We start from the raw sequence: 12,203 nt of genomic DNA on the forward strand, positions 1-12,203 counted from the left end.
TGCGGGGGTCCGGGCGGCTTCGCCCTACCCCCACGGCTCGCTTACTTCAGGCTGACACGCAGATTGGGATTGAAGTCCTCATCGGCCAGGTCGCTCAGATAATCTTGTACAAAATCCTGAACCTGGCTGTCACCCTGCTCGCCCAGGCGCTGCAACGCCTCTTTCAGGGGCATCGTTTGCCCGCGGAGTGCCACCTGGGATGCCGTCAGGTTCAGGCCCAGGTCAATCACGGCATACTCCAGATTCTCTGCCTGCCGTGCCAGCACCATTTTTTCCAGCACGCTGCTGCCATCCTGACAGGACAACGAGAGCACCTGCTCGCCGGAGGTCAGCGCCAACTCATCGCTCTCGATCATGTCATCCACCAGGGCGCCAAACGCGCTCTCCTGGCTTGCGGCTAGGCATAACCGTTCATTCATACCGGCACTGATTTGTGCCTGGGCCGGCAGCGCAATGACAGCACACAGGACAAAAGACAAATAACGCATGGAGAAACCCTCTATCCCAAAACCCGAAAGATACAATCGTCGGTGGCGGATTATACGAATTAAACACTACATAAGTTAACCGTTATCACACATAAAGATGGATAAAAAATGACAAATGGTAGTATTTCGTCGTTCATCTATCAGTCACGAATAATTCCTAGGATGCCTGAGGCGCCCTACGAAACAGGCACAACAATTGCTTGGGGACAGAGATAAAGTAACGGGGGAAACCGATATGCAGCCGTTCCGCGAACACCGCCCAACCAACGCCCTGACCCCGGGAGCCCTGCTTCTGATGTTCTTTGGCGTGGTGCTGGCCCTGCAGGATGTGCAATGGCAACTGGTCAGCATGGCCAGCTTCCATGCCGGTGTCAGTCTGACTGCGGTGGCATTGTGTATTCATCTCTGCCGGCGCCATCGGGCCTGGCGGCTGGAATTGCTGGTGCTGGTCATGCTGGGCGTACTGCTGACGCTGGCGCCCTTGCTGCCGCCGCCCTTCCAGGACTTCTTCGAATACCTTACGCCTTGATGCCCAGGTACTGATGAATGGCCTCCCGCAGGGCGCTCAGGGACAGAGGCTTGATCAGCTGCCCGTTCATCCCGGACCGCGCTACCCGGCCGCCCAGTTCGGATACCGCGTGAGCGCTTAACGCCAGAATCTGGCAAGGGGGCCAGGATTCCCGGGCTTCACAATCGCGCATTCGCCCGGCACTGGTGAACCCGTCCATCACCGGCATATCCAGGTCCATCAATACCAGGTCGTATTCACCGGCAGCGTCCCGGAACCTTTCCAGCGCCCGGGCGCCATCCTCGGCAATATCAATCCGGCTGATACCCAGTCTCTCCAGGTAGCCCTTGGTAACCATCTGGTTCACCGGGTTATCCTCCACCACCAGCACCTGGAGAGAGGCAACGGCTTCCTCCCCGTGGACCTGTGACAGCACCGGAATACTTCTCGGCATCTGCCACCCCAGCAGCTGCTTGAGTTCGTTGACTGTCAGCACCGAACGTCGCAATAGCTGAACCTGCGGGGGCAGCCAGTTCGGCGCCTCACTGCGCATCCCGGTCAGCAGCAGAATCTGAAGAGGTACCTGGCTGATGCGCACCAACTGCAGGGTTTCCTCCAGCAAATCCTGATCCGGCATGCCATTGATCAGTAACACCCTGGCACCCTCCAGCGAACCCAGCGCCGCCAGTTGAGAGTGATTACTGACCCGTCGCACTGATTTGAATCGCGGGTCTGCTTGCAACCAGTCCGCCAGGTTGCCCTGCACATCCCATAACCAGGCAGGAGGTGCTTCCTGCTCCACCGTGGGCACATCCTCCTTGACCGCCAGCATCTGGATACTGAAGCTGAAACGGGCGCCTTTACCGGGAGCGCTTTCCACATGGATATCGCCCCCCATCAAGCCCACCAGCTCCCGGCTGATGGACAAGCCCAGCCCCGTCCCCCCGAAACGTTTGGCGGTATCCGCCGATGCCTGGGCAAAATGCTGGAACAGTCGCGCCTGCTCTTCCTGGCTCAATCCGATACCGGTATCGCTCACCGCAAAGCTGAACAGGGGCATCTCATCACTGACCTGACGATAGGCCAGTGACAGCACTACCCTGCCATTGCGGGTAAATTTAACCGCATTGCCCAACAGATTGATCAGTACCTGACGCAACCGGGTGGGATCGCCGACCACCCGTGAAGGCGTCTGACTGTCCATATCAAGGAGCACCAGCGTGCCGTTATCGCTGGCAGGCAGATTGAACATCTGGGCACATTCGGCCATCAGCAACGGCAGATCAAACTCCTCTTCCGCCAGTTGCAGTTTGCCTGCCTCAATCTTGGCGAAATCCAGCACATCATTAATCAGGGCGTTCAGGGTCCGCCCGGCACTGTCGATCAGGCTGATATATTCCTGCTGGCGGGGTGTAGGGTCGGTCTCACGCAACAACTCTGCCAGGCCAATCACACCATTGAGGGGGGTACGGATCTCGTGGCTCATGCGAGCCAGAAACTGGCCTTTCGCCTGGCTTTCCGCCCTGGCACTGATGGCACGGGAGTTGGAACGATACACCAGCATCGCCAGCCCCAATACCAGGGCGTATAGCAACAGCACCGCCAGCATCAGGAAAATGGTGTCCCTCAGTTTTTCCTGGCGCGCCTGGTCCACCAGCTTCACCGATAGCTGCACCAGACTTTCAGACAGACCTTCCAGAGATTGCATGGCATGGCGGCTGCGATCATAGGCCTGTTCCCAGCTGACCTGGACCCGGGGAGCCAGAATCAGCTCCTGCTCGGACCACAGCAGGAAGCGTTGCAGTTCATCTTTCACCAGACGCCACTGCTGCTGTAATTCAATGACCCCGGTCCGGGCGGACAGGGCCTTGATCTCGCTGTCGATGATCGACAGCTGCTGCAGCAGTCGTTGCCAGGCGTTTTCCAGACGACGGGCATCATTGTCGCCCAGATACCCCCCACGCTGGCTGACATAAAGCGCCAGGGCACGAATCAGACCGATATCGTTCTGCGCCTGGCGGAACGATCCCAGGGTCAGCGATAACACCTCATTGGGCTCCAGCCCCTCACCGACGGCCATATCCGACGCAATCAGCACCGACGCCAGGGCATTGGCCAGACGCTGAGCGATGCGATTGACGTTATCGTAGGGACCCGCCACGTCTTCCAGGGGGATGCCGGTTTTCACGGTCAGGCCGGACCAGGTTTCACTGAGCAGTCCCGCCTGATCATTGAGGCCCGGAATATCCCGTTGGCGGGCTTGCTCCAGGAAAGCCTGCAGCCGGCCATCTGCCCTCGCCTCGCTGAGTTCAAAGCGGGACACGATCTCCGGGGTCTTGGCATGAATCATCACCGGAGCCAGATCACGCATATCATCCAGGGGAGAAAAGGCCGCCAGGCCGCTTTCAAAGAGTCGGAGGTCGCCTTCAAGGGTCTTGTAACCCACCAGCAGATCCAGGCGATGCTGAACAATCAGAAAAGAGGCGATGGCAAAGGGGACGGTAATGATGGCCAGCAACAGAGCCATTGCAACGCCGGTGCGCATGCCGTTATGTGATGGTCTTTCCATCCGCCTTTCCCTATAAAGGGTATTCTCACGGGGTATCTTGTATTGTGCCACCAGAACGCCACCATCACATCATGGAACCCGGAACACCTTGCCTGATGATGCCCACATTGATTGTAAAAGTTGCCCGTTTCTTGCCGCTTAGCGCGCTTTTCGCCCTAATGGCCTGCCAGAGCCCACCCAGCAGCGAGCCGTCCATCGATGCTCAGAAGCTGCCCAGGCTCAGCACGGACAGCAGCCAGACCGGGAGCCTGCCGGTGGCCCCCACCACCAAGGCCGTGGATCTGTCGCATTTCCGGATACCCCAGACCCTGGCGGGCCTGAAGCTGGACGGGGAAATCAGCTCCCAACGGGGCCGCACCCTGCACTACCGCAGCGAGGATAAGAAAGAACAATTGTCTCTCACACTCAGCGGGCTGCCGGCGGGCTGGGACAGCATGCCGGCGGAACGCGCCGTCGCCAGTTATTACAGTGAAGTGCGCCAACGGCGAGTGAACCAGGCCCTGCAGGACAGCGCCAACGCGCTGACCATCGTCAGCGAGACCTTGCTGGACCTGGAGGGCCAACCCTCCGCCCAGGCACAAATGCGATGGGTGGAAAAAGGCCGCCCGATCCAGAACCAGTCACTGCTGGTCACCCTGGTCGATGGGGCCTTTGTCCGCATCAACAACGCCAGCTATCAACAGAATCCCCGCTGGCTACTGCAACATGGCAAGCGGGCCCTGGCCGAGTTCAAGGCGGCACAGGATAAGAGCGAATAACTCCAGGGACGAGAAGCGAGTTACGAGTCGCGAAAGGCAACTCCTCTATGCATTTCGAAACTCGTATCTCGCAACTCGCTTCTCGCCGCACCGTCGCAGGAGTTGCTGCAGCCTGTTAATGGTGATTCCCGCGAGGTATCCTGCCCTACCCTCAGGTGCCAAGCGCAGATCCGCCCCAGGTCGTGATGACAAGTTCCCCCTTTTCCCCCATTCAACCGGCCAGCATTGACTGGCAGGACACCACCCCGGTAGCGGTGGACTTTGACGATCCCTATTTCTCCCGGCAGGACGGCGCGTCGGAAAGTGATTACGTCTTTTTGCAGGGCAACCGCCTGACAGAGCGCTTCCGTGAGCTGCCTGCCGCCGGCACCTTTGTGATTGGAGAAACCGGCTTTGGCACCGGTCTGAATTGCCTGCTGGCCGCCCGGCAGTTTCTGGAAAACGCCCCGCACAGCGCCCGTCTGCACCTGGTCTCCGTGGAAAAGCACCCGTTACGCAAAGCGGACCTGAGCCGGGCCCTGGGTCACTGGCCCCCCCTGGACGCCCTGGCACAACGGTTGCTGGCAGAGTATCCCGCGCCGACGCCAGGCTTTCACCGTGTGCAGCTGCACCCCCGTGTGCAGCTGACCTTGCTTTACGGCGATGCCCTGTCTCTGTGGCCACAGTTCTCCCATCCGGTGGATGCCTGGTTTCTGGACGGCTTTGCCCCGGCCCGCAACCCGGACATGTGGCACCCGGCTCTGTTTGCCCAATTGGCCAGACTGAGCCGCCCCGGTACCACCCTGGCAACCTTTACTGCCGCCGGCTTTGTCCGTCGCGGGTTGGCGGAGGCGGGCTTTGCCATGGAAAAACGCGACGGCTTCGGCCACAAACGACATATGCTGGTTGGCCGGATTGAAGGCGACCCTGCCCGGCCAGAGAGGCCTGCCCGACAGGTTCTGGTAGTCGGTGCCGGGCTCGCCGGCGCCACCACCGCCCGGGCCCTGGCTGAGCGGGGCTGCCAGGTGACGGTCTTGGATCCGGACGGTATTGCCGGTCACGCGTCCGGCAACCTGGCCGGGGTGGTCTACAGCACGCCCAGTGCCCACCTCACCCCACAGAACCGTTTCTACCAGCAAAGCTATGGTCATGCCCTGCGCTGGCTGCATCGCTCAGGGTTTCCCGGCCAGGAAGCGGACGGCAACCTGAACGGCGTGATCCAGCACTATGTGGATGCGCGTCAGCAAGACAAGCTGGAACAGGCCATGGCCACCGGTGCCTGGCCCACGGAACTGCTCCAGGCCTACGGCGACAAGGCGGTGGAACTGAAGGGGGGTGGTTACCTGCGCCCGGACCGCTGGTGCCAGCATCTGCTGAGACACCCGGACATTACCCTGTTGGCGGCCCGGGTAACGGCGCTGGAGGAAGGAGCCCCCGCCAGAGTGACGATGAGCAACGGGGAAACCCTGAGCGCCGACGCCGTGGTCCTGTGTACCGCCGGCCAGAGCCAGTCCCTGCCCGGCCTGGGCTGGTTACCGCTCAAACACATCCGTGGCCAGGTGAGCTATTGCCGAGCCACCGACGCCTCCCGTCGCTGGCAGCAGGCCCAGTGCCATGGCGGCTACCTGACACCGGCCCTGGACGATCTGCACTGCGTCGGTGCCACTTTCAAACTCCATGAAGATCATCACCATGCCACCGACGGTGACGACCAGGATAACCTGGCCCAACTGAAGCACTACCTCCCCGGCTTCTGGCAGGAGCTGGGAGGCGACCGCATCGATATCGTCGACCGACGCGTGGCGTTCCGTTGCCAGAGCATCGACTTTCTTCCCCTCTGCGGCCCCTTGCCCGTGGCCACGGACAACCCCCATCGCCCGGCACAGGGACTTTATCTCAATGTGGCCCACGGCAGCCGCGGGATTACCGGTACCCCCTTGTGTGCAGAGCTCATCGCCGACATGATCTGTGCTCAACCGCTGCCCATGGACCAGGAAATGATTGACGCCCTGGCCCCGGCCCGGTTTATTGTCCGCAAACGCAAAAAACAACCCGAGTGGATGCCATGACCCTAGTCAGCTTGCCGATTACCGCCCTCTACGCCGCCCTGAGCGGTTTCCTGATCATCGCCCTGGCCGCCAATGTGGTTCGCCTTCGCCTGGCCAAGAAAGTCTCACTGGGTGACGGCGGCCACAAGGACGTAAGCCGGGCCATCCGTGCCCACGGCAACACCATTGAATACCTTCCACTGGCACTGATTCTCATGGCCCTGCTGGAAATCAATGGTGGCAGCAGCACCGCCCTGCATAGTTACGGCATCCTGCTGGTGGGCGGCCGGGTCGTCTACAGCTACGGCATGCTGATCCCGCGCAGCAGTGCCAACCTGGCGCGTCAGCTGGGTGTGGTGACGTCCTGGCTGGTGATACTCGCTGCCGGCATTCAGCTGCTGGTGATTTAACCCCCCTCCTTCAATGTAGGAGCGTCGCTGGCGGCGCGATCATAAAACGTCGAAAGAAAAGGCATTTGCTACAGAGGCCACAGAGCACACAGAGGTAAAACAGTTGATCTCTGTGGCCACTGCATTGAAATGCTTTTGATCCTGGCTTGGTGATCGCGCCGCCAGCGACGCTCCTACAGATCGATCTCGTTACCACAATGGAGCCTTATGCCCATCATCGTCCCCTGGGAAGACCTGCCCCCGGACACCCTCACCAACCTGATCGAGGAATTCGTCACCCGTGACGGCACCGACTACGGTGACCAGGAGGTTGCCACTTCCACCAAGGTGGAACAGGTCCGCACTCAGCTAAAACAGCAGGAAGCCTTTATCGTATTTGATGAGGTGACGGAGAGTGTGTCGGTAATGGGGAAGGAACAGGCAAGAGAAGCAGTTAACAGTTGATAGTGGACAGTTGACAGCTGCGCGACTGAACCATCGTGGTTAAGTGAAACGTAAGAGGCCGCGCCCAAACCATGAACGCGCCCTCTTACGTTTCAGAATCTAGTGAGTTATTCCGCGACGCTGTCAACTTTCAACTGTCCACTGTCAACTGCCTTTCAAGCGATCGCCCCTTCCCGAGCCCACTCACAGCGCACTCTCAACGGCGCCTCGGAAGGCTCATGGCAGACCTCAGCGCTGTCCCAGACGAAGGTATGAAAGCCGGACAGCTCGGTTTCAAGGTGTACCACGGCATTGACCCAGTACATGTTCTTGAGCAGGGATTCGAACTTGGCGATCCAGTGTTCCCACTCATACTCCACCGCCCGGTAGGACATTCCAAAATGGATCACCTGGGTCTGGAAGGTGCCCCCCATCAGATCGTCGCCGGGTACAGAGAACATTTCCCGGCACAAGAAGGGCCATTCATCCGCCTGGGGAAGTTGCCGGACCGCCCGGCGGTTGTGAAAACAGTGCGCCTTGCGCTCCTGGATAGAGCCAAACGGCAGATGTTTGATACACCCGTAGACAATGGATTCGTTATCCAAGAAAACACCCCGAGAATCAGCTAACAGCCACAGGCGTCTAGCTTACAAGGACAAGCACCCCAAAATACAGGGACAGGCTTCCAAGTTTGCGCGGACAAATGGCCCATCACCCCTGTCCCTTGCCCAGGAAGCCCCACTTGAGAAGCAAGCAACGCTTCAACAGCAAAAACGCTTGTTCCGATTTAACCGGGCGCAGTTAGCGCCCGCATCCGCGCATCTGGGCGGCGTAGCGGTTCGCCATGTCGGCGGTGCGGCGAGCGGCACCTTTCATCCATTTGTTGTTCTTCCAGGTGCCCCGGGCATAACCGCCATGGCCGGCATAATAGTTGAGGTAAAGGTTATAGGTATCGTTGCGGGCAACACCGTTTTTTCGATGACTCTGGTAGTGATACCAACCCACAAAGCGCACCGCGTCCTTGAAATTATCCCGGTCCACACCATGGCGGCCGGTGGCGTCCTGGTACCATTGCCAGGTGGAATCCAGCGCCTGGGGATAGCCGTAGGCGGAGGAAGGTCGCTTCCAGGGGATAAAACCCAGCAGCTTGGTGCGGGGAGGCTTGGCCCGGGCATTAAAGCCGGACTCCTTGTAGATGGTCGCCATCAGCACCGGCACCGGTACACCGTATTCCTTTTCCGTGTTCTTGGCGTACTTGTACCAGTTGTTGAACCAGCCCCCCCGCTGATCAAACACCGCACAGACATTGTCTGTCTGGGTAGGCGTGCCTGCGCAGCCGCCCAGAAGCAGTGTCGCCAGCAGCAAGGTAAGGCCGATTTTCATAAGGCTCCCGGATCAATACCGTGTTGTTCGAATACGGACAGTAGCGCGGCCTCATCGCAGACCTCAACCCCCAGGGATTCGGCCTTGGCCAGCTTGGAACCGGCAGCAGCACCGGCAACCACCATGGACGTATTCTTCGACACCGAGCCCGCCACTTTGGCGCCCAACTGCTGCAGCCCCTGTTTGGCCTGGTCGCGGGTGAATTGCTCCAGGGTGCCGGTGAGCACCCAGGTCTGCCCTTCCAGGGGACGGCTTTCCGCCTGGGCCGGAGCCCGCGCGGCCAGCTCGACCGCCATGGCTTCGGCTTCCTGCAAGCGAGCTTGCCAGCCGTTGTCCGCCAACGCCTTGCGCAATTGCGTCATCACCCCGGAACGCACGCCCTTCGGTTCTGCGCCGGCCCCTTCTGCGGCCCCGGCACTCAGCTCGGCCACGGTGCGATAGTGATTGCCTAGGGTTTCCAGGGACTTGTCACCGATACCGTCAAGATTCATGCCCAACCGCTTGGCGGATTTCAGCAGATGCGCCAGGGTCAGGCTGTGCACAAAGGCCGCAGAGGGTTCGCCACTGGACTGGGGATTCACCCCGGCAGCCAGCAAACCGTCAATCACGGCTTCATTATCTGCCTCGGCAAAGAAGGCGCTGATCGCCTTGGCCACTTCCAGCCCCACATCCGGGACCGCCAGCAGCAACAGCAATGGCGCCCGACGGATACCGTCCAGATCGCCGAAACAGTCCGCCAGATTCTTGGCGGTCTCTTCACCGATCTGCAGGATCCCCAGGGCAAACAGAAAACGCCCCAGCCCCACGGTCTTGGAATCTTCCAGCGCGGCGATCAGGTTATCCGCCGATTTCTCACCCATGCGTTCCAGGCCGGCCACCTGTTCTGCTTTGAGCCGGTACAGATCCGCCACGGTGGCAATCAGCTCCTGGTCCACCAGCGCATCCACCAGCTTGTCGCCCAGTCCATCAATATCCATGGCCCGGCGTGAGGCAAAGTGCTTGATGGCCTCACGCTGCTGGGCGCCACAAATCAGTCCCCCGGTGCAGCGGGCCACCACCTGGTCATCGCCACGCAGAATCTCACTGCCGCACACCGGGCAGCTGGGAGGCAAGGTAATATCCCGGGCATCCGCCGGTCGCCGCTCCGGGATGGTCCGCACTACCTTGGGAATCACATCCCCGGCCCGGTACACCACCACGGTGTCGCCGATGCGGATATCCAGGCGCCGAATTTCATCAATATTGTGCAGGGTGGCATTGCTCACGGTAACGCCGCCCACTTGCACCGGCTCCAGCCGCGCCACGGGTGTCAGGGCCCCGGTGCGTCCCACCTGCCAGTCCACGCCATTGAGCACTGTCATCTCTTCAGAGGGAGGAAACTTAAGTGCCACAGCCCAGACCGGCTCTCTTGATCGAAAACCCAAAAGATCCTGTGCATGAAGATAATTGACTTTAAAAACCACTCCATCAATTTCATAGGGAAGACTATCTCTCCGTTCCCCAATATCATGAAAATAGTTTAGGCACTCTTCGTATGAATCAGCAGTAGCAGTTAAATCCCAAGCATACTTGAACCCCCAGTCATTTAGGATTTTCAAAGCATCTGATTGTGTTTTTACATGAAGAGAGCCAGAGTGATACCCAATGCTGTATGCGTAAAAAAATAACGGCCTTTCTCTAGTTATTCTTGAATCTAGCTGCCTGAGACTACCGGCTGCCAAGTTCCGCGGGTTAGCAAAAGGCGCCAAGCCCTGCGACACTCTTTTCTCATTCAGCTCTAAGAATTTTTCTTTCGAAACAACAACCTCTCCGCGAACCTCAAGAACCTCAGGCCAACCCTGCCCTCTAAGTTCCAAAGGGACGCTACCTATGGTCTTCACGTTATCTGTTACAACCTCGCCCGTGTAACCATCTCCTCTTGTCAGTCCTCTTACAAGACGCCCTCTTTCGTATAAGAGAGAGATTGCCAGCCCATCAAACTTGACCTCGCAGCTATACGCTCCCTTTTCAAGGCGATCAAACATGAATCCTTGCTGGTCATTATCAGAGCTAATCTGAGGAAGAGTTCTTTCAACAAAGGGAGCCAACTCCTTCTCTTCAGTAAGCGTCTGAAGGCTGAGCATTGGTAGATGATGACTGAGGTTTTGATACTCTTTTGAAGGAGGAGCACCAACTCTCTGCGTAGGGGAGCTCGGGCTCTTTAACTCAGGAAATTTCGATTCAATTTCCATGAGGGCGTTGAAGCAACGATCGTACTCCGAGTCAGTAACCGTTGGAGCATCTAACACATAATACTGATATGCCCACTCATTGAGCTTGATCGTAAGCTCTTGAGCTTCTTGAACTACATTTTGGTAGGAGTAACTCACAGGCAGACCTATGACTCATTAATTGAAGGCAAAGACGTCCTAGAATTTCGAAATGCTTGGCCGAAAGATCCGCGCGAGCCGATCTCCGCCAAAAAAACGGCGAAAATCGCCACCGCAATTTCCGCCCTACGATTCTATAGGAGCCCATGCTTGCATGGCGATCAAGATCAGTTTCTGAGGTGCGAGTTTCGAGTTCCGAAAACCTTACAACCATCGCATTTTCGATTTAGGTTTTGCCTTTCGAAACTCGTTACTCGTCACTCGCAACTAGTTCGGCGATCTGCGCCCTACGTTTTGATCTTACTCGTAGCTGCCTTTAAGCACTCGGCACCCGCTGACGGCGCTCGAATTCCTGCACCCGCTGACGCAGGTGTTCCATGGTCTGCGGCGTCAGTACGCTGTGCTGTTCGTCCTTCAGGTCGCCCTCCAACTCACTGGCCAGGCGGCGGCAGATGGACAGCATCTTGTCCAGCGCCCCCAGGGCATCCGTCGGCCCGGGCAGTTTCAGGAAGAAGGTCACACCGGCAAAGGTCTTCTCTTCCATGGTGTCCAGGTCGAAGGTGCCCGGCTCCACCGCATTGGCCATGGAGAACTGCAACTCGTCACGGCCGTCCAGGCTCACATGGCGATGGAAGATGTTCATCTGCCCATAGCGCAAACCGGATTCCAGCAACAGTCGCAGCAGGTCGTTACCGGCAAACGGCGCACCACGCTGGGCAATCAGGTGAACCACGATCACTTCCAGCACCGGCTGGGGTTCGCGGTGACGTTCCGGTTTTCTCTCCGGCTTTCTTTCCGGTTTCTGTTCCACCACTTTCGTTTCCACCGGTCGCGACTCCACCGCCGGTTTGGCCGGTTCACGGGGAGGCTCCGGCTGTCGCTCCGGTTCGCGGTATTGCGGGGCCGGGGCCTGATCCGCCGGTGCCGGCTCAGGCTCCCGGTCGCCGTCAAACAGACTTTGCTGCTCAGCGGTGGCGGGCGGATTCACCTCTTCATCCGGCTCCATCATGGTGGGCGGAGCATCCTCCGACTGACGGGATTCCATTTCCATGGCCCGGCGTACCACCCGGGCAGTGCCAATCAGCTCCGGGTTATAGTCGTCCTTCTCGGCGTCTTCTTCCTGGGCATCCCGATAACGTGGGTCAATACGCATACGCAATCTGCCCTGCCGTTCCCTGATCATGCGGCGAACGCCGTCGGCCAGGATCAACAGGATCAGAATAACCAGAATGCCAATCAGTGTTTCCAGATTCAGGCCCATTGCCTCA

The 12,203-nt window shown here is 58.8% G+C and carries 11 protein-coding genes; 5 read left to right on the plus strand and 6 right to left on the minus strand.

Going from position 1 to position 12,203, the window contains the following annotated elements; translation table 11 throughout:
• Positions 1–41: 41 nt before the first annotated feature.
• Complete coding sequence (locus C4S63_RS00700) at positions 42–488, minus strand: hypothetical protein (protein ID WP_062816471.1); 447 nt, start codon at positions 486–488, stop codon at positions 42–44.
• A 235-nt stretch (positions 489–723) separates the two neighbouring features.
• On the opposite strand from C4S63_RS00700, the gene C4S63_RS00705 reads away from it, so the two are divergent.
• On the plus strand, positions 724–1,017 hold the full coding sequence (locus C4S63_RS00705) for a hypothetical protein (protein WP_062816470.1): 294 nt from the start codon (positions 724–726) through the stop codon (positions 1,015–1,017).
• Here the strand turns inward: C4S63_RS00705 and C4S63_RS00710 are convergent.
• On the minus strand, positions 1,007–3,565 hold the full coding sequence (locus tag C4S63_RS00710) for an ATP-binding protein (RefSeq protein ID WP_103916387.1): 2,559 nt from the start codon (positions 3,563–3,565) through the stop codon (positions 1,007–1,009). The two genes, C4S63_RS00705 and C4S63_RS00710, sit on opposite strands and share 11 nt — an antisense overlap.
• Positions 3,566–3,660: 95 nt before the next feature.
• Here C4S63_RS00710 and C4S63_RS00715 point away from each other — a divergent pair, with 95 nt between their 5' ends.
• The 4 genes from C4S63_RS00715 to C4S63_RS00730 all read left to right on the plus strand — a co-directional run bounded on the left by C4S63_RS00715 (position 3,661) and on the right by C4S63_RS00730 (position 7,204).
• Entirely contained in the window at positions 3,661–4,323 is a 663-nt protein-coding gene (locus C4S63_RS00715; protein ID WP_200819489.1) for a hypothetical protein, read from the plus strand.
• Between the two features lie 185 nt (positions 4,324–4,508).
• Positions 4,509–6,371, plus strand: coding sequence for a bifunctional tRNA (5-methylaminomethyl-2-thiouridine)(34)-methyltransferase MnmD/FAD-dependent 5-carboxymethylaminomethyl-2-thiouridine(34) oxidoreductase MnmC (gene mnmC / locus C4S63_RS00720; RefSeq protein ID WP_103916388.1), 1,863 nt, complete (start codon positions 4,509–4,511; stop codon positions 6,369–6,371).
• Positions 6,368–6,760 (plus strand): MAPEG family protein, encoded by a 393-nt coding sequence (locus C4S63_RS00725; protein ID WP_103916389.1) that lies wholly within the window; start codon positions 6,368–6,370, stop codon positions 6,758–6,760. Before mnmC ends, C4S63_RS00725 begins: the two co-directional genes overlap by 4 nt.
• A gap of 207 nt (positions 6,761–6,967) precedes the next feature.
• Positions 6,968–7,204 (plus strand): YheU family protein, encoded by a 237-nt coding sequence (locus C4S63_RS00730; protein ID WP_103916390.1) that lies wholly within the window; start codon positions 6,968–6,970, stop codon positions 7,202–7,204.
• 155 nt (positions 7,205–7,359) lie between these two features.
• Here C4S63_RS00730 and C4S63_RS00735 read toward each other — a convergent pair whose 3' ends face one another.
• The 4 genes from C4S63_RS00735 to zipA all read right to left on the minus strand — a co-directional run bounded on the left by C4S63_RS00735 (position 7,360) and on the right by zipA (position 12,196).
• Positions 7,360–7,788, minus strand: a complete 429-nt coding sequence (locus C4S63_RS00735; protein WP_035247061.1) for a hypothetical protein — start codon at positions 7,786–7,788, stop codon at positions 7,360–7,362.
• A gap of 196 nt (positions 7,789–7,984) precedes the next feature.
• The gene (locus C4S63_RS00740; RefSeq protein ID WP_062816463.1) at positions 7,985–8,566 is read right to left on the minus strand and encodes a transglycosylase SLT domain-containing protein; all 582 of its coding nucleotides are present in this window, start codon (positions 8,564–8,566) and stop codon (positions 7,985–7,987) included.
• The gene (ligA, locus tag C4S63_RS00745; protein WP_103916391.1) at positions 8,563–10,935 is read right to left on the minus strand and encodes an NAD-dependent DNA ligase LigA; all 2,373 of its coding nucleotides are present in this window, start codon (positions 10,933–10,935) and stop codon (positions 8,563–8,565) included. The genes C4S63_RS00740 and ligA overlap by 4 nt, the downstream gene beginning before the upstream one ends.
• Before the next feature lie 316 nt (positions 10,936–11,251).
• Positions 11,252–12,196, minus strand: a complete 945-nt coding sequence (gene zipA / locus C4S63_RS00750; RefSeq protein ID WP_103916392.1) for a cell division protein ZipA — start codon at positions 12,194–12,196, stop codon at positions 11,252–11,254.
• Between the last annotated feature and the right edge of the window lie 7 nt (positions 12,197–12,203).

The sequence above is a fragment of the Alcanivorax sp. DSM 26293 genome, assembly GCF_900107995.1.
Taxonomy (GTDB): Bacteria; Pseudomonadota; Gammaproteobacteria; order Pseudomonadales; family Alcanivoracaceae; genus Alcanivorax.